The organism is Photorhabdus bodei, assembly GCF_003287735.1.
Classification (GTDB): Bacteria; Pseudomonadota; Gammaproteobacteria; order Enterobacterales; family Enterobacteriaceae; genus Photorhabdus; species Photorhabdus kayaii.
In genome coordinates, this window is record NZ_NSCM01000029.1 from 33,411 (window position 1) to 56,170 (window position 22,760).

Consider the following 22,760-nt stretch of genomic DNA (forward strand, 5'->3'; position numbering starts at 1 on the left):
TGCTCCCTATTTCTTATGCCGGATACGCGGGTTAACGATGCCGTATAACAAGTCAACTATCAGGTTAACCAAGATGATCATGATCGCCACCAGTAATACGCCTCCCTGAACCACCGGATAATCCCGGCGTTGAAGGGCATCGATCAGCCAGCGTCCAAGCCCCGGCCAAGAGAAAATAGTTTCAGTCAGGATCGCCCCCGCCAGCATAATGCCCACCTGCAAGCCGATAACGGTTACAACCGGCAGCAACGCATTGCGAAGCGCATGGACCACAATCACACGAATACGACTCAAACCTTTAGCGCGTGCAGTACGGATATAATCTTCACCTAGTACTTCCAACATAGAAGATCGGGTCATACGGACAATCACCGCCAGTGGAATCGTCCCTAAGACAACGGCAGGCAAAATGATATGCATCACCGCATCTTTAAAATCACCGGTTTCACCCCAGAATAGTGTGTCGATTAGCATAAAACCTGTTAGTGGAGAACTGTCATCAAGGAAAACACTGTCGCTTATCCGACCAGATACTGGTGTCAGATCCAACTGAACAGAAACCAGCATGATCAACATGATCCCCCACCAGAAGATCGGCATAGAGTATCCGGTTAGAGAAAGGCCTACCGAAGTATGATCAAAAACAGAACCCCTCTTTACTGCCGCCAGGACACCAACGGGAATACCGACAGCAATAGCGAACAACATAGCGCATATCCCCAGTTCAAGAGTTGCCTTGAAACGGGGAACAAACTCTTCCCACACAGAGATACGACTTTTCATGGAGATACCAAGATCACCATGTAACACATTACTTACATAATGAAAGTATTGCTGCCAAAGTGGTTTATCCAACCCCATTTCGGCCATTAGCTGGGCATAGCGCTCAGCCGATATTCCACGTTCCCCGGCCATAATGGTCACCGGATCGCCGGGGATCATATGGACAAAAGCAAAAGTCAGTAAAGTAATGCCAATAAACGTTGGGATTACCAACCCCAGACGTCGGAGTATGAACTGCAACATATCCCGAACTCTCTTTTTTAAATGCCGGTTACAGCTCTCAGGCCGTTTGGCTTGATAAGGGGGAGGACTTTCCCCCTTTGGCTCACAATTTAATAAACGCCTTAAGTAAAAACAGGATTATTCGAGAGACACGGTATCGAAACGGTGTTTATTACCCAATGGCTCAACAACATAGCCTTTAACTTCCTTACGGATGGGCTCATAAACAACTGAATGAGCGATAATCAGCGCTGGAACCTGTTCGTGCATCACAACCTGTGCCTGTTTATAAAGCTCGACACGTTTGGCGTGATCAGAAGCAACACGCGCGGGCTGAATGATGTCCTCAAATGGTTTGTAGCACCATTTAGAGTAGTTAGAACCCCGCTCTTTGGCCGCACAGCTAAATAGGGTTGCGAAGAAGTTATCTGGATCACCATTGTCCCCGGTCCAACCCATCATCACAATTTGATGCTCGCCGTCTTTAGCTCGTTTAAGATATTCACCCCATTCATAGCTGACAATTTTAGCCTTAACACCAATTTTCGCCCAGTCAGCCTGGATCATTTCAGCCATACGACGAGCATTTGGGTTATACGGACGCTGTACCGGCATTGCCCACAGATCGATAGTAAAACCATCTCCTAAACCCGCTTCTTTTAGTAACTGTTTCGCCTTTTCCGGATCATATGGATAATCTTTAATGTTATCGTTGTAACCCCATATTGTCGGTGGAATCAGGTTTTTCGCTTTTTGACCAGCACCCTGATAAACCGCCTCAACGATAGCGTCTTTATTGACCGCCATCGTCAATGCCTGACGAACTTTAAGATTATCCAATGGTTTCTTGGTGACATTGAACGAAACATAACCCACGTTCAAGCCCGGTTGTTCTAACAGGACAATATCTTTATCCTTCTTCATGCGGGCAATATCCGCTGGATTTGGATATGGCATGATCTGACATTCATTTTTCTGTAGTTTTGCATAACGAACAGATGCATCAGGAGTAATAGAGAAGACCAGCCGATCCACTTTCGCTTTATCACCCCAGTAGGATTTGAACGCTTTATACAGGATACGAGAATCTTTCTGATATTGAAGCAACTGGAATGGACCAGTACCGATTGGATTCAGATCGACATTTTCCGGCGTACCGGCTTTCATCATTTTATCTGCATATTCCGCGGACAGAATAGAGGCGAAATCCATCCCTATGTCAGCCAAGAACGGAGCTTCTGGACGGGTCAGTTCAAACCGGACAGTATAATCGTCAACTTTTACCACCTTATCAATCATCTCACTCATGCCCATGCCAATGAAATACTCATAGCTACCACCAGAGACTTTATGGTATGAGTGATTTTTATCTTTTTGACGCATGAAAGAGTAGAGCACATCGTCAGCATTAAAATCACGAGTGGGTTTAAACTCTTTATTCTCATGCCATTTAACGCCTTTGCGCAGATGGAAAGTATATGTCTTGCCATCATCACTGATATCCCATCTCTCCGCCAGTCCAGGTATGATTTCGGTCGTACCGGCTTTGAACTCAACCAAACGGTTATACAACGGTACAGAGCTGGCGTCATAGCTTGTGCCGGCAGTGAATAATTGTGGATTAAAGCCTTCCGGTGAGCCTTCGGAACAATAAACCAATGTTTTTGCCTGAACGCTGGCGGTTACTGCCAATGCAACTAAGCTGACCCCTAGCTTCAATAACTTCGCCCCTTTAGAGAAAGTTGTCATTTTCTTGCACTCCATTTGTGGTGGTGTTGTGTACAGTCAGAATCTGCACTTTCTGTCAGAAACTGCGCTGTTTAGGTTTTGTTTATTATTTTCAGCTTATCAATTAAACAACTGTTGTCTCTTGCGTCAATAAGATCTCAACAGATGTCATAAACAACAGGAAAACACAAAGGAAACTAATAATTAACATAGCTAGCACAAAAACATGACAACTCGCACGTTTTATAGACAAAAAAACCATAAAAAGCTCATGGATGCAGGATTAATCACTATTAACCTGTGCGCAAAAATTGTGGTTGTTTGATTAATTAGTAAACGATTATTTCACTAGAAAAGATGATAACTGGCATAAAATGCTGTGCGCCGAATAAAGTCGGTACCTGAAAAATAAGTCAAATAAGTATAACATTAATAATATAAATAAATACAAAAACCTGTTACTAGTTTATCTACTTTTCATCGCTTCTGGTTTCCTTAATGATTAACTAGGGTAGGTTCATATAATAAGTGCAACATGTTTACTCTAGAAGTAAACATGTCCATATTTTTTAAATAATTACTTATTTTCATCATCATAAAAAGCAGTTTCATAGAAAAATTGGCATCTCTTTAATTCCACTATAAAATCATTAGCCATAAACTTACCAGAAGAAAAACCATCTACAATAGCAACCTTTTTCATTTTATACCTCGTTATACCCTATTTGTCTTTTTTATCTTGCTCACCCCAAGAATAATTAATAAAGAAACTATAACCGAAGCTGCAATCAAACTTTCAACAGAAAAAGCTATACGTGAATCAAGATATTGGAAAAGAATCGTAAATACAGGTATCAGTAAAAACAATAAAGAGACATGAAGGGGAGTAATGGCATTAATCGCCTTCAGTACGAGATAGATTGGAAGTAAGTGCCCGATAGCAACAAGAATCAACATCGGAAGAATCATCTCGATATTCAAACTAAGAGAAACATCGGATAGTGAAATATAACAAAATGAAAGTATCACCATTAAGATACTTCTAACAGACAATATCTCATATGTTTGCCATTTTTCCTTGAATAATTTCTTAGAAAAAATAGTGTATAATACCGTTCCTACAGCACCAATTATCACACTAACAATGCCAATAATCCTATCCTGAGTTGAGGTTGATGATAATCCACTATTTCCTAAAAATGTATTCACTAGCATCACACCTACCCCAATGAGAACTAACCAAGATATGACGACTTCTAATTTTTCTGTTTTTGCCTCGTCTTTATCGATAAAAGATGAAAGGAGGATTGTTATCGCAGGGCCACAAGCCACTGAAGCGACACCCACTATTGCAGGCTCAAGAAAACGTAGCGAAATGATTAACCCCCCCCAATTTAATAGAATTGAGATATTAACAATTAACACCAATAAGGTGTTCTTGCGGATCTTTACAATTAATTGATCAATCCCTTTGAAAATACTTACCATCATAAATAATAAAGTAGATGATATAAAGCAATAAAAGATAACAATAGCTGAATTTATCGATTGCGTTAAATACGCAACAAACACATCAAATGCTGCACTGATGAGGCAAAAAATAACCCCATATATTACGCCATTATATGAAGACATATATCACCTATTATTCTATTGGAAATTAATCTTTAATCGTTATTACCTTCCATTTTTAACATGCTTTTTTGCTGCCTAAACTGCCTCATTCAGAAATAATTTCCTTGGTGTTTCATAATTTTCTGCACAATAATATCCTATCTTTATAGCTACTAATAGGATTTTGATATTCACACTTCGAAAATACTCGATTATCGTTTATTCTAAATTTATCAGTTTTGAGTAAAATTGTGTTACCTATATCACTTGATTTCACAGTTATCTTCCATTTAATACTTATGGAAGATAATATTCATACACTATTCTTGTGTTTTTTCAAATAAGTTATTTAATGAATGAGATATATTTCTCAGATAGATAAATTAAATATCATGGATAGTAATTAAATGTTATTTTTTACTATGATATTATTAGTATATACGTAATTTTCCTACAGGATTTCTGATACAAGAGATTAAATAAACCTCAAGTAAAATAGCGTGATTTATATACGGATTTTTTAATTTATCAATAAAAATCCAATAAGTTTACCAGCGAATAATAGTTACATGCTATTGCCATTGTTCTAGTCATATAAACAGAATATTTGTTAATATACTCAAATGAATTCGCCACATGACTAATATGGCGAAGCATATTGACGTAAAGTTAAAAATACAGTATTAGGTGTTGTTATCTGAACAACCTTCTTATTAGAAATCTCCAAGGATGACGATACATTTTCATACCCAATTTTCTTCTCATTTTTTCAACAGTAGCCAGAATTTGTCAAGACTCATTTAACATCAATTCGTTTATCGGCTCGAAATGTAGTTTATCTAACTCTGATTTTCGATAATCTTTGACATTTTTACGAGATTAAATTATATCAAATTTATGTATAAATATTTTAATGGAGATGTAATAAATCTATATAAAAATTAAACAATTTATACCAGGATTATGTGCGATTACATTAAAAAATGGAAAGTCAATGGAAATGTTATCTACTGAAAAAAAATGCTTAAAAGAAACGAACAATCAAATATTATCAGTCTATTCAACATTGCTGCACGAGAATTCACTATCATTTACTGTCCAAGGTGAAACCTCTCGTTGTGACCAAATTATTCAAAAAGGTGATCACGCGCTAATAGGGATAAGCCCCTTTAACTCCCGTTTTTCAAAGGACTATGTAGTGGACCTTATTCAGTGGTCAAGTCATTATTTCCGACAAGTTGACATATTGTTACCTTGTGAACGTGAAGCTTCACGCCTTTTAGTTGCTGGTGGAACCGAGGATGCTAAGGCTATCAAGAAAACACAGCGCGAAATTAGACGTCATTTATGTAACCTCGATTATGCTATTTCCATAGCAATGTTAAAAAGTAAGCAAATCAGAGTTATTCAATTTAATGACTTTGCACTAAACCATGACTACCAATCTCTTAAAAAACACGTTGAAAACGCGTTTAATGAATCAGAATCTTTTAAAAAAATCTGCCTTGATATGTCCTTTCAAGCTATAAAAGGGCGACTAAAAGGTACCGGGCAATACGTTGGTCCAATTGACCTACAATTAGTATATAAAGCGTTACCATATATTTTCGCTGAAATTCCCTTTTACCTCGATACCCCTCGATTACTTGGGGTAAAGTATTCTACGTTACTTTATCACCGTCCTTGGCCAATCGGAAAAGGGTTGTTTAACGGTAGTTATCCTATACAAGTAGGAGGTAGACAAAGTTACGGAATCGTCACTCAACCATAAAATACAAACAATCTGATGAAATAGTAATTGTATTTAAAGTTAATAAGCTCTTAGTACCAAATATCTTTAGAAAGGAAGCAAAATAATGGCTAAATTAAGTTCTTTTAGTATTCACGATCCCAAGTTCATAAAAAATCCTTATGATTTTTACGACATCTTGCATAAACAAGATTTAGTTTATTTTGAACAATACCAAAACAGCTATTTTATTGGCAAATATGAGGATGTTGACGCTATTTTAAAATCCTCAATTTTCAATACTAAGCCATTAACTGCACTTGCCGAACCGGTTATGGGGGATCGCGTTCTTGCTCAAATGGAAGGTGAAGAGCATGCGTGTAAACGCAAACTCATAATGCAAGGACTTTCAAGAGATTATTTGAATCGCTACTACGAACCCATGATTCGAAAGATTACTGAAGATCTCTTACAACCTTATATGGAAAAAGGAAATATAGATATTGTTAATGACTTTGGCCGCGATTATGCCGTATTAGTAACATTAGGTATTCTCGGACTGCCAAGTGATAACTATCGTGATATAGCTGAATGGCACAAGGGTATCGCTAGTTTTATTACCCAGTTTGACCAAACAGAACCAGAAAAAATGCACAGTCTTGAATGTAGTCAGAAATTAATTCGCTTACTAAAGCCTATAATAGATCAGAGACGGTGTAATCCCAGTGAGGACATTATATCTATACCCGTCATCTTTCAAGTTGCCTCTTTGTTGGCTGCACTCGCTCACCCCGGTCACATAGTTATCTATGCTCCCGGGGATTCACTCCCTTGCCGTCGCGATGCATCTTGAAATCCATAGGGTATATATTTTGTCAAGATACAGCGATGTCCATGAGTGAAATTACAGCACTGTGTTTAAACATTCTATTAGCTGCTATAGAACCTGCTGACAAGATATTAGCAATGATGCTTAATCACTTAATATCTAATCCAAGTATGCTTGATGCTGTGCTCAAAGATCGCAGTCTGGTTCGAGATGCATTTGAAGAAACTTTACGCCTGACATCACCGGTACAGCTAATTCCAAGAGAAACGGGTGAAGACGTCACTATTTCTGGTATCGATATACCTAAAGGCGCTGTAATATTTTGTATGATTGGCACAGCTAATCGCGATCCATCGGTTTTTCACAAACCAAATGAATTTGATCTATATCGAAGAAAAAATACAACTTCTCAACAGAAAGCAAATCGAAAAAGACATTTAGCTTTTGGTACAGGTACTCATGCCTGTGCTGCGGCTGCATTTTCACTCAATCAGTTGGAAGTTTCATCCAATATTATTTTGGATCGCCTGCACAATTTACGTTTTGCTAGTAATGATCATTATCAAGAAACAGGAGTGTATACACGAGGACCTTCTAAACTCCTTTTGAGTTTTGATCCAATAGCATCGTCTGCTGTCAAGGAATAGTCGCCCTTATTTGAAAATCACTATGGAAGCGATGGAATAGGAACATAAAGTTCATATTGTGGTGTAACGACGCCTATCAGCGGCATAATAGTGAATATGTGGAACTTCTGGAAAAACATCAGGCTTGTGTGAAATCGCTCAGAAGATCCATCTGAAATACTGTTAAGGGATGCCAGAAGTGAGTATCCCTTGAAACAATCAGGAGATACCTACATTTTATTATCGAAAAGAGGTGACTCATGATGATGAGTAAAGTCAATAATAAAGTAAATTAAACGGGCTACCTGATACATTGACACCTTGATGATCAAGGTATATGATGCCGTTATGAACAAGCCAAAGAAAACACTTAACACTGTTGGACGAACGACAGTGGACTACACTGATCGAATGTATTGGAATGGCATCATTAAGATGAGCTTATCCAAATTTTTCATTCTCAGTGTTCTACAACAACGGCCTATGCACGGTTACGAAATTGCCCGTGAGGTTGAACGTTCTACCCAAGGGTGTTGTTCACCTACCGAAGGTACAATTTATCCGGTGCTGCGTGAATTTGAGCAGGGGGAGTATGTAACGGTACACAATGAAACCGTTGCAGGTCGTGGACGTAAAGTATACACATTAACAGATAAAGGGCGGACAGCTTTTACTGTCGCGGTAGAAGCTTGGATGGAAGTCGCCGCACATATCAATCGTCAGCAATGACGATTTTTTTTGACTTAATACATTGTACATCTATGCATTGATCAGAAATATGAGGAATCTATTGTAAATCTGGCGCCAAATTACCGAAACGTAATATCAGCCTATTAATGATTTAATTTGGAGGAAATAAATATGAACGAACAATCGATTAAACAGCGAATCGAAGACATACAACACTATTATGGCAAAACCCTGTCTAGTAGAGAGGATCTTGCTATAAATGTATGCACTGTGGACAACACCACTTCAGACAGAATCAAAGAAATTCTTAAGCTTATTCATCCTGATGTACAGAAGCGTTTTTATGGTTGTGGTACGCCTTTTCCTCCCTTGCTAGAAGGAACGACAGTATTAGACTTGGGATGTGGGAGTGGGCGTGATTGTTTTATTCTGTCTCACCTTGTAGGTACCGAGGGTAAAGTTATTGGTATTGACGCAACAGCAGAACAAATCGAATTTGCCCAGCGTTTTGTGGATTACCATCGTCAAATCTTTGACTATTCATCCACCAATGTGCATTTTCAGCAAGGCTATATCGAGTCACTAGAACAACTTAATTTACCACCTGAAAGTATAGACGTTATCGTCTCAAACTGTGTCATCAATCTATCTGTATCTAAAGCAAATGTGTTGGCTGGTATGGCCCGTTTACTCAAACCGGGTGGTGAAATCTATTTTTCTGACATTTTTTTAGATAGAAGACTGGACCAATCACTGAAAAATGACCAACAAATTGTTTGTGAGTGTATCGGTGACGCATTGTACTTTGAAGATTTCATACGGCTAGCAAGAACAGCCGGTTTTAATGATGTTCGTGTCATTAATAGCAGTTTGAAATCCATAAACAATAAGGAGATTGAGGAAAAACTAGGCGGTGCAAAACTGTATTCAATGACGCTGAGGCTGTTCAAATTAGATTTAGAAGACCGTTGTGAGGATTATGGTCAAGTTGCCATTTACAAAGGCAATTTACCAGATGCACCGGATCAGTTTGTGCTTGATCGAGAACATATTTTTGAGACAGGCAGAGCAGTCCCTGTATGCCGCAATACCGCCGATATGATCACCAAAAGTCGTTACCATACACTTTTTGATTTAATGGGTGACGGGAAGAAACATTATGGTCTTTTCAACGGTGGAAGGCCGCAGCATTTTGATGCTGATGGCAAAGTTATGCAAGTTTATGCACCAAGTGGCTGTGGTTGTTAGAGTAAATGCTTCCAAATAGCAAAAAGCCTTACAGCAAGGACTGTAAGGCTTCTCTATTTCTTTAAGTCTGCGGCTTATTTGACAGCCCCAAACTCTAAATTGGTCGGCGAGAGAGGATTCGAACCTCCGACCCACTGGTCCCAAACCAGTTGCGCTACCAAGCTGCGCTACTCGCCGAAAACGAGGCGAATCTTACTGCGCTCGCTATAGGCCGTCAATACCTTTTTGATAATCATAGGTTAGTTGCTGATAAAAACAACTGAACCTCAGTTATGTCGCACTTTCACACAGTTTTTATAAAAGATTTTATCTGTAGAGGAAAAACTACGGCTCCGGCGACTGTATTTCACAACCGCCGGAACCGATCATTTCAAATCACTATTGCAGTAACGAAATATCCGCAACTCTCAGGAACAGGTCCCGCAATTCACTTAACAAAGTTAAGCGATTCACGCGCACCTGCTGGTCTTCATCCATTACCATTACATTGTCGAAGAAAGCATCGACAACTTCACGCAGAGAAGCCAATTCAATCAGTGCTTCCTGATAGCGCCCTTCGGCAAACAAAGGCGTCAGCTTATCCTGTAAAACTATCAGATGCGTTGCCAGTTTCACCTCTTCTGGCGCTTTCAACGTAGAAACATCTACTTTCTCGTTCAATGTCTCTTCAGACTTAGCCAGAATGTTAGAAACGCGCTTATTCGCCGCAGCCAACGCTGCGGCTTCATCCAATGTACGGAAATGAGTGACCGCTTTAACACGGGCATCGAAATCAGCGGGTTGCGTTGGACGACGCGCCAATACAGCCTGAATGGTATCAATGCTGTAACCCTGCTCCTGATACCATGCACGGAAACGGCCAAGCATAAACTCAACCACGTCATCAGTGACTTTGGCATTCGTCAGCTTGTCGCCATACAGACGAACCGCTTCTTCTGTCAATGCCTGTAAATCCAATGGCAATTTTTTCTCAACGATAATACGCAAAGCCCCCAGCGCAGCACGACGCAGTGCAAACGGATCTTTATCGCCTTTCGGATGCTGACCAATGCCAAAAATACCCGCCAGAGTATCCATTTTGTCTGCAAGGGCTAATGCACAGGAAACACTCGTAGAAGGCAGCTCATCACCGGCAAAACGCGGCTGATACTGCTCATTCAGCGCCAGAGCGATATCTTCCGCTTCACCGTCATGACGAGCGTAATGCATTCCCATCACACCCTGAGTATCAGTGAACTCGAACACCATATTGGTCATCAGGTCACATTTGGACAACAGACCCGCACGGGTGGCGTGATTAACATCAGCGCCAATCTTCTCTGCAACCCAACCAGCCAAAGCCTGAATACGATCCGTCTTATCGCGCAAAGTACCAAGCTGTTTCTGGAACAGAACGGTTTCCAAACGTGGCAAGTTGTCTTCCAAACGCTGTTTACGATCCGTCTTAAAAAAGAATTCCGCATCAGCCAGACGAGGACGAACCACTTTTTCGTTACCAGAAATGATTTGTCGTGGATCAGAAGATTCAATGTTGGCAACAAAGATAAAGTTCGCCATCAACTTGCCCGCATTGTCGTAAACCGGGAAGTATTTCTGGTCACCTTTCATGGTGTAAACCAATGCTTCGGCTGGTACTTCGAGGAATTTCTCTTCAAATTTCGCCGTCAGCACAACCGGCCATTCAACCAATGAAGCGACTTCTTCCAACAAGCTGTCACTGATATCCGCAATGCCACCCAGTTTAACCGCGGCTTGTTCCACATCCTGTTTAATGAGCGCCTTACGGGTTTCATAATCCGCGATCACTTTACCGCGTTGCTGCAAAATTGCCGGATACTGTTCCGCATTGTCAATCGTGAATTCAGGCTCACCCATAAAACGATGACCACGAATGACAGGCGCGGATTTAATACCCAGAATGTCACCTTCAATCAGTTCATCACCAAACAACATGGTAACGGTATGCACCGGGCGAACAAACTGAGTCTCTTTATCGCTCCAACGCATCAGTTTAGGAATTGGCAACTTATTTAGTGCACTATTGACCATAGCTGCCAGCAACTCTTTGACACTACGGCCTTTAACCAGTGCGCGATACAGTAACCATTCGCCTTTATCTGTCACCAAACGTTCAGCCTGAGAAGCCGTAATACCACAGCCACGAGCCCAACCTTCAGCCGCTTTTGTCGGTTTACCCTCCGCATCAAATGCCTGAGCAATCGCCGGGCCACGTTTTTCTACTTCACGGTCAGCCTGCGCTTCATCCAGATTGGCGATTTTCAGTGCCAGACGGCGCGGCGTTGCAAACCAGCTCACTTCACCATACGCTAAATTCGCGTTATCCAACTCCACCGCAAAATTAGCAGCAAATGCTTCAGCCAGTGAACGAAGAGCCTTCGGCGGCAACTCTTCCGTGCCGATTTCCACCAGGAAAGTCTGTTGAGTCATGACAGCCTCTTAGTTCTGATTCTTTTTACACATAGGGAAGCCCAGTGCCTCGCGGGAGGCATAATAAGCTTCAGCAACAGCTTTGGTCAGGGTGCGGATACGCAGGATATAGCGCTGACGTTCAGTCACCGAGATAGCTTTACGGGCATCCAATAAGTTGAATGCATGGCCCGCTTTGAGGATACGTTCATAAGCTGGCAATGGTAGCGGCGTTTCCAGCGCCAGCAGCTCCTGAGCTTCTTTTTCATATTGCTCAAAGCAGCTAAACAGGAAATCAACATCCGCATACTCAAAGTTATAAGTAGATTGTTCTACTTCATTCTGATGATAAATATCACCATAAGTGGTTTTACCCAACGGGCCATCGCACCAAACTAGGTCGTAAACACTGTCCACGCCCTGGATATACATCGCCAGACGCTCAAGACCGTAAGTAATCTCGCCGGTTACCGGCTTACACTCAAGGCCACCTACCTGTTGGAAGTAAGTAAACTGAGTCACTTCCATCCCGTTAAGCCACACTTCCCAGCCCAATCCCCAAGCACCTAACGTTGGGTTTTCCCAGTTATCTTCAACAAAACGGATATCGTGAACTGTCGGGTCCAACCCCAATTCTTTCAGCGAACCCAGATATAATTCCTGAATATTGTCTGGTGACGGCTTAATAATGACCTGAAACTGATAGTAATGTTGTAAGCGATTCGGGTTTTCACCATAACGGCCATCTGTCGGACGACGGGAAGGTTGCACATAAGCCGCCGCAATTGGCTCCGGGCCAAGTGCACGCAGGCAAGTGATTGGATGAGAAGTGCCCGCGCCGACTTCCATGTCCAGTGGTTGGACAATGGTGCAGCCCTGGCGCGCCCAATAATCCTGTAAGGTCAGGATCAGCCCCTGAAAGGTCTTGGTATCAAACTTTTGCATGTTGGATCCGCACGCGATACATATGAATTTGAAAGGAAGTCGGTCAGTATACCCTTTGACCTTAAGATATACAGCCCTGAATTCGCTCTCAATTCCGCCCTGAAATAAAAAAATCTTAATCTGGCTATTTTGCTTGTATATATATACAGTTAAAGTACAGTCAATTATTAACCATCAACATCGGGAATAATCATCATGGAACTAACACGCTGTAATTGGGTGACCTCTGATCCTGAATATCTGGCTTACCATGACAATGAATGGGGAAAACCACAAGAAAATAGCCAAAAGCTGTTTGAAATGATTTGTCTGGAAGGCCAGCAATCCGGGCTATCATGGCTGACTATCCTGAAAAAACGTGAGGGCTATCGCCAATGTTTTCATCAGTTTGATCCGGTAAAAATTGCCGTCATGGATGAAAATGATGTGGCTCGGCTGATGCTTGATCCTGCTATTGTCCGCAATCGCGCCAAAATTAACGCTATTATCAACAATGCGCGGGCATATCTTAAAATGCAACAACAGGGTGAAGAATTCAGCACCTTTATCTGGCGTTTTGTTGATAACAAACCGATTATTAATCAGTGGAAAACCATCACAGAGGTGCCGGTAAAAACAGATCTTTCAGATGAGTTATCACAAGCACTGAAAAAAAGGGGGTTCAAATTTATCGGCAGTACCACTTGCTATGCATTTATGCAGGCAACAGGCTTGGTCAATGACCATATAACTGACTGTTTATGTAGAAAATAAATTCAGTGAATTACAATAGCCCCAAGATTAACACCAATAATAAAGCTGGATATTAACCAAACATTTAGCTCTTTATTTTAAATGTTAAATTAAATGCCATATTAAATAATTAATAGTCATAATTTTCCAGATTGCACCTCGATAATGCGAAGGGTATGGTGTTATTCCTTCTAATTTAAATAACACACCGACAACGAACACGGCTATGATTTTTTCTCAATTCGGTAACAAGTTTACACAAGACGCAGGTATAACCCGCCTGATGAATGACCTTAATCAAGGGTTGCGGACACCTGGTGCAATTATGCTGGGCGGTGGTAATCCTGCACATATCCCGGAAATGGATGACTATTTTCAGCAATTACTGACTGAAATGGTCGCAAGCGGCCAACTCACGGAAACACTATGCAACTATGATGGCCCTCAGGGTAAAGATACGCTAATTCGAGCATTGGCAGAGATGCTACGCGAAAAACTTGGCTGGGAAATTGGTACACAAAATATTGCCCTGACCAATGGCAGCCAGAGCGCATTTTTCTATTTGTTTAACCTGCTGGCCGGGCGCAGTGAAGATGGCTCTACCCGTAAGGTACTATTTCCACTGGCACCGGAATATATTGGTTATTCTGACTCAGGGCTGGATGAAGGCTTATTTGTTGCCAATAAACCCAATATTGAATTATTGCCAGAAGGCCAATTCAAATACCGTGTTGATTTTGACCATCTCAATATTACCGAAGATATTGGCCTGATCTGTGTTTCTCGCCCAACCAACCCAACGGGTAACGTCATCACTGACGAAGAATTGCAACGGCTGGATTATCTGGCTCAACAACACCAGATTCCATTACTCATTGATAATGCTTATGGCGTGCCATTCCCAGGTATTATTTTTAGCGAAGCTACACCATTGTGGAACCCTAATACTATTCTGTGCATGAGTCTATCCAAATTAGGGCTGCCCGGTTCACGCTGCGGAATCATTATCGCTAACGATAAAATCATCAATGCCGTCAGTAATATGAATGGTATCATCAGCCTTGCGCCGGGCGGTGTCGGCCCCGCAATGGCATTGGAAATGATCCGTCGCAATGACCTGCTTCGTTTGTCACAGGACATTATCCGCCCGTTCTATCAACAACGGGTTCAGGACGTGATTCAGATTATCCGTCGTTATCTGCCGGTAGAACTTTGCCTTATCCATAAACCAGAAGGTGCCATTTTTTTGTGGCTGTGGTTTAAAAATCTGCCGATAACCACAGAAACACTTTATCAAAGACTGAAAAAACGTGGTGTGTTAATGGTTCCAGGTCACTATTTCTTCCCCGGACTGGAACAAGACTGGCCGCATGCTCATGAATGCATGCGTATGAATTATGTTCCTGATCCGGAAAGTATTGCAAAAGGGATTGCGATTCTGGCAGAAGAAATTGAGCAGGCACATCAGCAAGCAGCCTGAAGTCAATGTAATTAAATCAATAATGTAATTAAATCAATATAGTAAAAAAGCTCCTGCCCGGAAATGCAGGAGCAAAATGATAACGAGGACTTTACATAATTATTTTCAGAATTTGTAGAATGCTTTGTGCATAAAGAAGAGAAAGAAACACTCCTTGTTTGCCCACTCTCCTTAAGCAGCCTCTATTCAATCAGAAATTTCTAAATCCAATGCCTCGAATAGGCGTGTTTTTGTGCGTTTACTGATGGCTAATGCAAGAGTACATTACGCATTAATGAGACTTTCAGCCGATATGCCAAACTGCTTATTCAGTTTCCAAATTATTTATGTCTTTTACTATAAAGCCCAAAAAAGCACCGCCAATAATTGTGGCGACATAATCCTCAAAAACATTGCCAGCGGATAAACCGTCGCATAAGAAAGCGCCGCAGCCCCATTAGTACTGTGAATAGCATTAGCAAAAGCCAACGCGGGGGGATCAGTCATTGACCCGGCAAGTACCCCACATAAGCTAAGATAATTCATTTTAGCGACTATACGGGCCAGAATACCGACTGTGAGTAACGGAATAATCGTAATTAAAACGCCATAACCTACCCAAATCAGACCATCCCCATATATAAGAGTGTTAATAAAATCACCACCAGATTTCAGCCCAACAACAGCAAGAAACATCACAATACCCAATTCACGCAATGCAAGATTAGCGCTGGGAGGCATGAACCAATATAGCTTACCAATGGTCCCTATTCGCCCCAAAATCAAAGCGATCACCAATGGTCCACCTGCTAGTCCAAGGCGCAAAGCAACGGGGAAACCCGGAATAAACAACGGAATTGATCCCAGTAATACCCCAAGACCAATCCCGATAAATACAGGCAACATCTGTACTTGCTGGAGTTTATGTTTTGCATTGCCTAACAGAGAAGCTACCGCTTCAATAGATTCAGGGCGACCAACAATATTTAAAATATCACCAAACTGTAAGCTAGCATTATTACTGGCAACCAATTCAACCCCCGCACGGTTTAATCGGGTAACAACCACATCATATTTTTGCTTAAGATTCAGTTCACGTATCCGTTTACTCAACACTGCGTCATTAGTCACAACCACTTTGGCGGATTGCAACGTATTACTTGATGTAGACAGAGAAATATCCACTTCCTCACCCAACACCAATCTAACTTTATCCAAATCTTCCCGATGACCCACCAAATATAGGAGATCCCCACTCTGAATCACTGTGGTGGATGAAGGCACCATAAGCAAATCGTCACGTTTCAAGCGAGAACAAACCACATTATCACAGTTAAGTAGGGGAATATCCTGCATACATAACCCATTCAAGTTTGGGTTACGAACTGCAATATTCATGGTTTGCAAAATTTCGCGACTACAACCATTTTGGCTATCAAATTCTTTAGCTTCACGTTCAATATTCACTTTGAAAAATAGCCGTACCAACCACATCACCAGTAAAATACCGCAAATCCCCATTGGGTACGCCATTGCGTATCCCATGCCCATTTGGCTGACAAGGGCAGAATCTGAACCAAGATCCGTCAGAATTTGTTGACCGGTGCCGAGAGAGGGAGTATTCGTCACCGCGCCAGAGAAAATACCCAGAATAATTGGCAAAGGAACATGAAACAGTTTATGAATAATCGCCGTTACCAACCCACCGATAATCACAATGAATACCGCCAGGCCATTCAGTTTCAGTCCCGATCGTCGTAATGAAGAGAAAAAACCCGGCCCTACTTGGATACCAATGGTGTAAACAAACAGAATCAAACCGAATTCCTGAATAAAATGCAGCATATCGCTGCTCAATGTCAGTTCATAAGTTTGAGCGAAATGACCGACGATAATGCCACCAAACAGCACACCACCAATACCTAATCCAACTTCATATATTTTCCAGTTTCCAATCCACAATCCAAATGCAGCAGCTAATGCCAACATACTCACTGTAAGAGCAATATCACTCATAACCCGTTTCCTTTACCAAAAGTTAAAAAACCGGGAGATTAGTTCTGTTTACTCTCTGATTCTGTCAGAAATTAAATAGCCGTTATGTGGTTAATCACACAAATCATAAGGATTTATCACCCCCCAAAGGAGCACAACACTCATTAGAACGTTATTATTAACAGACAAAAGCCAAATCGTTTTAGCCTTAAAATTATTTAAGTTATATACCTTATGGATTTCAATCCGGTTTCCACCAGGAAAATTTGCATATAACCATCGATTTCACGCATAAATGCAACATAATGGCTATCCGGTGAAATCACCACCGCTTCCACAGCAGGCGCTTTTTCTGTACGCTTCGTCAAACGCTGCATCTGACCATTTTGTACATTGCATAGCATCACGCTGTTATCACAAATAAAAGCAACAAACTGACCACTAGCTTCCCAACTAAAAGCAGATTGAATACCACAATAACCCTGCGTTATCTGACGCGGTTCTCCACCATTTGGCGATATTGTCCACAATTGCACAATACCATTATCATCTTTCATTAGAAAACCAATCTGTTCACCATTCGGTGAAGCACGCAACCAGTGACGCGGGTTATTCACGACTCCCGGCCAACGTTTGTGGCTGGTCAATGTCAAACGACGCTGCATTACACTGGCAGGCGGCGCGGGTAACGTTGTTTCCGTACCTTCCAGCGGTTTTTCCCCTGCTACCGCATAATCAGCATCCTGTTCAGGTAGATCAACGATATAAACTTCCGGTACTTTTTGCCCTGTTGCAGAAATGGTATTGCCAATAAATGCCAACGCCCAACGCTGCCAACTGCCATCCGCTTTACGATATCCAGCTTGACCGACCCAACACTCTTCATAGGCACGGTTAATCTCATCACTACCCGGCTCTGGCTGAGGTGTTGTACTACTGACTACAACGGAGAAATAGCTACCATCATGTTCACGGGGATGGTGTTTAGGTGATTCAACCGACTTGAGAGGCACCGCCACGGCGATATTGCGCAAATCCAATGCTGGATCAAGCTCATGCATAACATGGTCATTATAAGTGAAACTCAAACGACTACCATCCGGGCTGAATACATGAACGTGGCTGCCTCCGCGCAACGCTCCCGGGGTATAAGGGGCAGTAATATCCATTGCATCCAGCGTAACTGCTTTTCCCGGAGAATCCTCACTAACAATTACGCCCCGACGGTGATGAAAGTCATAGTGCCATTGCTCATCTGGGAATTCTGGCCCATGAATAAACGCATATCGAACAGGTTCTGTTGGGCTGACTGTCACTACGCCAACATGAGCGCCCTCCTTTGCCTGATAGATAATGTCTGTTTTTTCACTCTGTACATGAATTTTTTCTATCGTTAAACCAGTAAAAGAAGCACCATGAGGACGCACATCATAAACTAACCACTGGCTGTCTGGTGTCCAGACATTAATATTAGTAAGCTGGTGGCTACGGTTATCTAACGTGATTTGCCGTTCCTGAAAGGCCATTTTATTATCCTTGCATCAGGTTTTTTCGGATAAATAATATTAATCCGAAATGGATGGAACTAAAAAATTTCAGTCGAGACTTTACCACTTCGACATTACTCTTACTTTTTTATGCTACGTACATTTCATTTCTATGTTACTAAGTGTTCTTTATATCATCGGTATTACTGCTGAAGCGATGACCGGGGCTTTAGCTGCAGGCCGCCGTAAAATGGATATGTTCGGCGTGATTATTATTGCTTCCGTAACGGCGATTGGCGGTGGCTCCGTTCGAGATATACTACTAGGGCATTATCCCCTCGGTTGGGTTAAGCACCCTGAATATATCGTCACCGTCGCCTGCGCCGCTGTGATAACCACCTGGGTTGCACCGATGATGAAACATTTACGCCGTCTGTTCCTAATCCTTGATGCCATTGGTTTGATTGTTTTCTCCATTCTTGGCGCCCAGATTGCACTGGATATGAACTATGGCCCAATCATTGCCGCCATTGCTGCGGTTATCACCGGCGTTTTCGGTGGCGTGTTACGCGATATGTTGTGTAACACCATTCCGTTGGTTTTCCAGAAAGAGATCTATGCGGGTGTCTCCTTTACCGCCGCCTGGTTATATATTGGCTTACAGCACACGCCGTTACCGCAAAACGGCATTGTTCTGATTACCCTGATCGCCGGTCTGACAGCAAGATTGGTTGCTATTCGCTACCGTCTTGGATTACCGGTCTTTAATTACGAACACTCCGATCACTGAGCCATATCAGCGGGGTTAACCACCACCCCGTTTTCCCGGTCAAAACCCGTTATCCTTGCCACTGACAGTTTTTCCGCGATTGCTTTAATCTGCGTGTCATTGACAAAATCAGACAACTTTTTAAATTGCCCGGTAGTAAGTTGCTGTTTTAACTGTGTTCCGGCTAATTTCTGCTCCAGTTGCAGCCAGTGAACAACATCGTCAGGCAACTTATCCATATAAGGCACTCCAATCCCTTTCATCCAATAGGAAAAAGGCTGATTTTTTGCCTTGCTGAATTGTGAATAAATAGCCTGTGCTCGTTTATCTCCAATTCCCGGTAAGGCCGCAATTTGTTGAACTGAAAGCGCTAACCAACCGGTTAAATCAGTGACTAACTTCTGTTCGGTCAACATTGCCCAACTACCGCTACTGACGCCTGTCATTTGCAGATTTCCACCAAGCCATTTCAATCGTGCATTAAATTGTTGTTCACAACCCACCGTTAACGTCAAACAACTCAGCGCATGATAACGCTGCTTATCCGGTGGCTGAATATCCTGACGCTCTTTAATCCGCCACACCACTTGATCTAATTTCGGGATACCATGACCTGCCAGCGTGAGAGTCACCCGATCCCCCGGTAACACATCCAACTGCTGCCAACGACGGACCGAACCCATATTGACTCGACTGATTTGTCGGTCATCCAGTTTTACCTTATCCAGCCTAAGCACAACAGAGATTTTGCCTGTTCTGCCAATAGTAAAACTCACTTCCCTGACGTGTGTGACTTGATGGCGCAAAGGGTGTTTCCATGCCACAGCCCAACTGTTAGATCCAGACCGCCACTGACTTCCTTTAGGTTCAATTTCCTGTTTCAGCACGATACCGTCTGTGGCAAAAGGCATAGGTTGTTCAAAATAATGCATCCGCAGTTTCTGTACCTGTTCTGGCCTCTCTATTTGATGGCTGTAGCGAAGCGCTAATGGAAACCCCATATCCGCTAGTTTTCGCAATTTATTTTCCATCTCGACAGGACCATCCGGCCAGCTCCAGATAAACAAACCGACTTGCTTTAATTCTGGCGAATGCTCCTTGCGCATCATCAAACCCGCAACACGATTACGAGCGCCATCACTGCCAGAAGATTGCTGTATATGCCCATCCTTATGCAGAAAAAGCTCCCCTTGCAGTACCATATAAGGCGGTACATTTTCTATCTCTTGAGGAATCTCAGAGATATATTGGCTTTTCGCTGTCCAATCTACGCCTTCAGAGCCATTACCCCGGCTGATTAATGAAACTAATTTTCCTTTCTGGTAAATCAATGTTACCGCCACGCCATCAATCTTTGGCTGTAACCAGACAGGTAATCTGCCGTGCAACCATCGGTTAATTTCCCGTTCGTCTTTTAGTTTATTTAATCCAGTATGAGCAACCGGATGAACAAGCTTATTATCTGTAATAACTGCCACAGGAAAATCCGAATGAGGTGCTTGTTTCAAACAGAGTTGCCAATGAATTAGCTCCGTCATTAATTGATCATAAACTTCATCATCGATCTCGCTGATCCCTTTCTGACGATAAAGTTGATCCCATAGAGCCATCTGTTGCATCAGGCTTTTTGTTTCACGTTGTAATTTGTCTTGCGACCATGCTGGGCAATTTTTCTCTGTATCTGATATTTCAGCCGCAACTATCGGTGTACTGAAAATAATGAACAGAATTAATATCAATAAATTAAGCATCCGTTGCTCTCTGGCTATCCATGCATAACGGCAAAATAGAGGATAAAGAGAGGCTGTCCAAGGCTGAGATAATAACTTTGCGAAGCGGTTCGAAGGAATAACTTCCTGAAATCCCAAGATAACGAGCTTTTTCATATACTGCATAGAGCGGATATCATGGTGAAAACCTGATGTATTTAATACTTGGTTCAGGGCTGCTATCAACAATCTCCGCCACCAGTGGTTTTCATCGAAAACAGAGTCTTGACAACTTACAATCTTATCACATAAGATAAGATTAAGGGCAATATTGAATATGAACTGGAACATTGAACTCTATGATGGTGTCGAGGATGCGATCCTCAATATGCCACACAGAATTCAGGCTCGCATGCTAAAACTGCTTGAGCTCATTGAAGAACATGGCGCTAATCTTGGAGAACCACACACTAAGTCAATGGGAAAAGGTCTATTCGAGATTCGCGCCAAAGCGCAAGAAGGTCTAGGACGCGGATTGTTTTGCTATCTACAAGGTTCAAATATCATTGTCCTTCATGCGTTTATTAAGAAAAACCAGAAGATATCTAAAAAGGATCTTGATCTCGCTTATGAACGAATGAAAGAGGTTACAAAATGAGTAGTTTAAAGTCTCTAAAATCCAAAGCATTAGCTAACCCAGATGTAAAAGCTGAATATGATGCGCTAGAACCAGAATTCGAGCTAATTAATACTCTATTACACATGCGGCGTGCTGCTGGTTTAACGCAAAACCAAGTTGCACAGCGTATGGGAACAAAAGAGGCGAATATTTCCAGGCTTGAAAAAGGAAACGGAAACCCAACACTTAAGACACTATTGAACTACGCCAGAGCTTGCAATTGTGAATTACATTTTGGCTTCAAAACAACTTAATCCAAACGATATAGAAAAGTACCTTCGGGTGTTTTTCTGTATTTGTTTTCCCTTGTAACAGCCAGCTTCATCAGCTTACTTTCGCCTTTACCGATGAGGATCGTCTCAACAGCACAAATGAGCATCAATTTGCCCGCTCCATTCGGTCCCGCAATAACCCATAACTGAGGCCGATGCGTCACTCTTCCAAAACCTCAACTACCTGCTCGGTACCACTCATAAAACTAACCAGTTCCCTACGGCCACCTGGATATTCCTTAATAACCATCCCTGCTGGAGTGTCAAACTCCGCATAATAAATTGGTTCACCAGCATTGAGGTGAGCACGCGCCTCTGAACCATCGTCATTTGCCAGTTGAGCATCAAAGATAGCCATAAAAGCGCACTCTTGCGCCAGTGACATTTTTGCTAAATTTTGCAGTTCAAGCCTCATCGCTGTAACCCCTGTAATTTGCACCACAAACTTATGACAGATAAAACTAACTAATGAATATTAAGGTAACAACTGTCGATAAATCACACACCATAGTATGCAGTGTAAATTCCATTCATACTCCGAACAACCCTTATCAATAAATTAAGCATCCGTTGCTCCTTGGCTATCCATGCATAACAACAAAATAGAGGATAAAGAGATGCTGTCCAAGGCAGAAATAATAACTTTGCGAAGCGGTTCGAAGAATAACTGCCTGAAATCCCAAGGTAGCGCTGAGGAATCCCCAGAAAATAGACAGGCATAGCGTTGTGTGATCTACTGATTGTTCCACCAAGTCAATAAGGTCACTGCTATGCCTGTACGTGAAGTATGTCATAACTTCTTTAAAGATGCTTTATC

Annotated in this window: 21 protein-coding genes and 1 tRNA gene; 10 read left to right on the forward strand and 12 right to left on the reverse strand. The window is 42.0% G+C overall.

Features of this window, described 5'->3' with window-relative positions; genetic code table 11:
* Window positions 1-6: 6 nt before the first annotated feature.
* The 4 genes from dppB to CKY02_RS15370 form a co-directional block, all read right to left on the reverse strand.
* Complete coding sequence (gene dppB / locus CKY02_RS15360) at window positions 7-1,026, reverse strand: dipeptide ABC transporter permease DppB (protein ID WP_112895964.1); 1,020 nt, start codon at window positions 1,024-1,026, stop codon at window positions 7-9.
* 117 nt (window positions 1,027-1,143) lie between these two features.
* Window positions 1,144-2,754 (reverse strand): dipeptide ABC transporter periplasmic-binding protein DppA, encoded by a 1,611-nt coding sequence (gene dppA / locus CKY02_RS15365; RefSeq protein ID WP_112895965.1) that lies wholly within the window; start codon window positions 2,752-2,754, stop codon window positions 1,144-1,146.
* A gap of 556 nt (window positions 2,755-3,310) precedes the next feature.
* Window positions 3,311-3,436, reverse strand: coding sequence for a hypothetical protein (locus CKY02_RS26345; RefSeq protein WP_274382169.1), 126 nt, complete (start codon window positions 3,434-3,436; stop codon window positions 3,311-3,313).
* 11 nt (window positions 3,437-3,447) lie between these two features.
* Window positions 3,448-4,368 carry an EamA family transporter gene (locus CKY02_RS15370; protein WP_112895966.1) on the reverse strand — a complete coding sequence of 307 codons (921 nt, stop codon included), beginning with the start codon at window positions 4,366-4,368 and terminating at the stop codon, window positions 3,448-3,450.
* A 973-nt stretch (window positions 4,369-5,341) separates the two neighbouring features.
* Here CKY02_RS15370 and CKY02_RS15375 point away from each other — a divergent pair.
* The 5 genes from CKY02_RS15375 to CKY02_RS15400 all read left to right on the forward strand — a co-directional run bounded on the left by CKY02_RS15375 (window position 5,342) and on the right by CKY02_RS15400 (window position 9,469).
* On the forward strand, window positions 5,342-6,118 hold the full coding sequence (locus CKY02_RS15375; protein WP_238399098.1) for a tRNA-dependent cyclodipeptide synthase: 777 nt from the start codon (window positions 5,342-5,344) through the stop codon (window positions 6,116-6,118).
* A gap of 85 nt (window positions 6,119-6,203) precedes the next feature.
* On the forward strand, window positions 6,204-6,929 hold the full coding sequence (locus CKY02_RS15380; protein ID WP_193493142.1) for a cytochrome P450 family protein: 726 nt from the start codon (window positions 6,204-6,206) through the stop codon (window positions 6,927-6,929).
* A gap of 41 nt (window positions 6,930-6,970) precedes the next feature.
* On the forward strand, window positions 6,971-7,552 hold the full coding sequence (locus tag CKY02_RS15390) for a cytochrome P450 (RefSeq protein WP_240002062.1): 582 nt from the start codon (window positions 6,971-6,973) through the stop codon (window positions 7,550-7,552).
* 327 nt (window positions 7,553-7,879) lie between these two features.
* Entirely contained in the window at window positions 7,880-8,260 is a 381-nt protein-coding gene (locus tag CKY02_RS15395) for a PadR family transcriptional regulator (RefSeq protein ID WP_205068469.1), read from the forward strand.
* Window positions 8,261-8,392: 132 nt separating this feature from the next.
* Complete coding sequence (locus CKY02_RS15400; RefSeq protein WP_240002063.1) at window positions 8,393-9,469, forward strand: methyltransferase domain-containing protein; 1,077 nt, start codon at window positions 8,393-8,395, stop codon at window positions 9,467-9,469.
* A gap of 100 nt (window positions 9,470-9,569) precedes the next feature.
* On the opposite strand, the gene CKY02_RS15405 is transcribed toward CKY02_RS15400, so the two are convergent.
* The 3 genes from CKY02_RS15405 to glyQ all read right to left on the reverse strand — a co-directional run bounded on the left by CKY02_RS15405 (window position 9,570) and on the right by glyQ (window position 12,841).
* Window positions 9,570-9,646: transfer RNA gene (locus CKY02_RS15405), tRNA-Pro, on the reverse strand.
* Between the two features lie 201 nt (window positions 9,647-9,847).
* Window positions 9,848-11,917, reverse strand: coding sequence for a glycine--tRNA ligase subunit beta (gene glyS, locus CKY02_RS15410; protein WP_112895968.1), 2,070 nt, complete (start codon window positions 11,915-11,917; stop codon window positions 9,848-9,850).
* Between the two features lie 9 nt (window positions 11,918-11,926).
* Complete coding sequence (gene glyQ / locus CKY02_RS15415; RefSeq protein ID WP_112895969.1) at window positions 11,927-12,841, reverse strand: glycine--tRNA ligase subunit alpha; 915 nt, start codon at window positions 12,839-12,841, stop codon at window positions 11,927-11,929.
* Between the two features lie 195 nt (window positions 12,842-13,036).
* Between glyQ and CKY02_RS15420 the strand changes: the two genes are divergently transcribed.
* Window positions 13,037-13,594 (forward strand): DNA-3-methyladenine glycosylase I, encoded by a 558-nt coding sequence (locus tag CKY02_RS15420; protein ID WP_112895970.1) that lies wholly within the window; start codon window positions 13,037-13,039, stop codon window positions 13,592-13,594.
* A gap of 205 nt (window positions 13,595-13,799) precedes the next feature.
* Window positions 13,800-15,053, forward strand: a complete 1,254-nt coding sequence (locus CKY02_RS15425) for a valine--pyruvate transaminase (RefSeq protein ID WP_112895971.1) — start codon at window positions 13,800-13,802, stop codon at window positions 15,051-15,053.
* A 336-nt stretch (window positions 15,054-15,389) separates the two neighbouring features.
* Here the strand turns inward: CKY02_RS15425 and CKY02_RS15430 are convergent, their stop codons facing one another.
* Window positions 15,390-17,048 (reverse strand): putative transporter, encoded by a 1,659-nt coding sequence (locus CKY02_RS15430; protein WP_112895972.1) that lies wholly within the window; start codon window positions 17,046-17,048, stop codon window positions 15,390-15,392.
* 197 nt (window positions 17,049-17,245) lie between these two features.
* Window positions 17,246-18,553 (reverse strand): YidR family protein, encoded by a 1,308-nt coding sequence (locus CKY02_RS15435; protein WP_112895973.1) that lies wholly within the window; start codon window positions 18,551-18,553, stop codon window positions 17,246-17,248.
* 133 nt (window positions 18,554-18,686) lie between these two features.
* Between CKY02_RS15435 and CKY02_RS15440 the strand changes: the two genes are divergently transcribed.
* A complete protein-coding gene (locus tag CKY02_RS15440) occupies window positions 18,687-19,304 on the forward strand; it encodes a trimeric intracellular cation channel family protein (RefSeq protein WP_112895974.1) in 618 nt (205 codons plus the stop codon).
* On the opposite strand, the gene ligB is transcribed toward CKY02_RS15440, so the two are convergent.
* Window positions 19,298-21,241: an NAD-dependent DNA ligase LigB gene (gene ligB, locus CKY02_RS15445; protein ID WP_240002064.1), complete on the reverse strand. Its 1,944-nt coding sequence runs from the start codon at window positions 21,239-21,241 to the stop codon at window positions 19,298-19,300. The two genes, CKY02_RS15440 and ligB, sit on opposite strands and share 7 nt — an antisense overlap.
* An 88-nt stretch (window positions 21,242-21,329) precedes the next feature.
* On the opposite strand from ligB, the gene CKY02_RS15450 reads away from it, so the two are divergent.
* Both CKY02_RS15450 and CKY02_RS15455 read left to right on the forward strand, forming a co-directional pair.
* The gene (locus CKY02_RS15450) at window positions 21,330-21,650 is read left to right on the forward strand and encodes a type II toxin-antitoxin system RelE/ParE family toxin (protein WP_112895975.1); all 321 of its coding nucleotides are present in this window, start codon (window positions 21,330-21,332) and stop codon (window positions 21,648-21,650) included.
* Window positions 21,647-21,925, forward strand: a complete 279-nt coding sequence (locus CKY02_RS15455; RefSeq protein ID WP_112895976.1) for a helix-turn-helix domain-containing protein — start codon at window positions 21,647-21,649, stop codon at window positions 21,923-21,925. The genes CKY02_RS15450 and CKY02_RS15455 overlap by 4 nt, the downstream gene beginning before the upstream one ends.
* Here the strand turns inward: CKY02_RS15455 and CKY02_RS15460 are convergent.
* A complete protein-coding gene (locus CKY02_RS15460; RefSeq protein WP_112895977.1) occupies window positions 21,922-22,107 on the reverse strand; it encodes a hypothetical protein in 186 nt (61 codons plus the stop codon). The genes CKY02_RS15455 and CKY02_RS15460 overlap by 4 nt on opposite strands.
* Window positions 22,104-22,358, reverse strand: a complete 255-nt coding sequence (locus CKY02_RS15465; protein ID WP_112895978.1) for a hypothetical protein — start codon at window positions 22,356-22,358, stop codon at window positions 22,104-22,106. Before CKY02_RS15465 ends, CKY02_RS15460 begins: the two co-directional genes overlap by 4 nt.
* Window positions 22,359-22,760: the final 402 nt, after the last annotated feature.

What these genes read in the sequence shown, in the direction of transcription:
- dppB (WP_112895964.1), bottom strand. Translation starts at nt 1,026, where the DNA reads ATGTTGCAGTTCATACTCCGACGTCTGGGGTTGGTAATCCCAACGTTT.
- dppA (WP_112895965.1), bottom strand. Translation starts at nt 2,754, where the DNA reads ATGACAACTTTCTCTAAAGGGGCGAAGTTATTGAAGCTAGGGGTCAGC.
- CKY02_RS26345 (WP_274382169.1), bottom strand. Translation starts at nt 3,436, where the DNA reads ATGAAAAAGGTTGCTATTGTAGATGGTTTTTCTTCTGGTAAGTTTATG.
- CKY02_RS15370 (WP_112895966.1), bottom strand. Translation starts at nt 4,368, where the DNA reads ATGTCTTCATATAATGGCGTAATATATGGGGTTATTTTTTGCCTCATC.
- CKY02_RS15375 (WP_238399098.1), top strand. Translation starts at nt 5,342, where the DNA reads ATGGAAATGTTATCTACTGAAAAAAAATGCTTAAAAGAAACGAACAAT.
- CKY02_RS15380 (WP_193493142.1), top strand. Translation starts at nt 6,204, where the DNA reads ATGGCTAAATTAAGTTCTTTTAGTATTCACGATCCCAAGTTCATAAAA.
- CKY02_RS15390 (WP_240002062.1), top strand. Translation starts at nt 6,971, where the DNA reads ATGAGTGAAATTACAGCACTGTGTTTAAACATTCTATTAGCTGCTATA.
- CKY02_RS15395 (WP_205068469.1), top strand. Translation starts at nt 7,880, where the DNA reads ATGAACAAGCCAAAGAAAACACTTAACACTGTTGGACGAACGACAGTG.
- CKY02_RS15400 (WP_240002063.1), top strand. Translation starts at nt 8,393, where the DNA reads ATGAACGAACAATCGATTAAACAGCGAATCGAAGACATACAACACTAT.
- glyS (WP_112895968.1), bottom strand. Translation starts at nt 11,917, where the DNA reads ATGACTCAACAGACTTTCCTGGTGGAAATCGGCACGGAAGAGTTGCCG.
- glyQ (WP_112895969.1), bottom strand. Translation starts at nt 12,841, where the DNA reads ATGCAAAAGTTTGATACCAAGACCTTTCAGGGGCTGATCCTGACCTTA.
- CKY02_RS15420 (WP_112895970.1), top strand. Translation starts at nt 13,037, where the DNA reads ATGGAACTAACACGCTGTAATTGGGTGACCTCTGATCCTGAATATCTG.
- CKY02_RS15425 (WP_112895971.1), top strand. Translation starts at nt 13,800, where the DNA reads ATGATTTTTTCTCAATTCGGTAACAAGTTTACACAAGACGCAGGTATA.
- CKY02_RS15430 (WP_112895972.1), bottom strand. Translation starts at nt 17,048, where the DNA reads ATGAGTGATATTGCTCTTACAGTGAGTATGTTGGCATTAGCTGCTGCA.
- CKY02_RS15435 (WP_112895973.1), bottom strand. Translation starts at nt 18,553, where the DNA reads ATGGCCTTTCAGGAACGGCAAATCACGTTAGATAACCGTAGCCACCAG.
- CKY02_RS15440 (WP_112895974.1), top strand. Translation starts at nt 18,687, where the DNA reads ATGTTACTAAGTGTTCTTTATATCATCGGTATTACTGCTGAAGCGATG.
- CKY02_RS15450 (WP_112895975.1), top strand. Translation starts at nt 21,330, where the DNA reads ATGAACTGGAACATTGAACTCTATGATGGTGTCGAGGATGCGATCCTC.
- CKY02_RS15455 (WP_112895976.1), top strand. Translation starts at nt 21,647, where the DNA reads ATGAGTAGTTTAAAGTCTCTAAAATCCAAAGCATTAGCTAACCCAGAT.
- CKY02_RS15465 (WP_112895978.1), bottom strand. Translation starts at nt 22,358, where the DNA reads ATGAGGCTTGAACTGCAAAATTTAGCAAAAATGTCACTGGCGCAAGAG.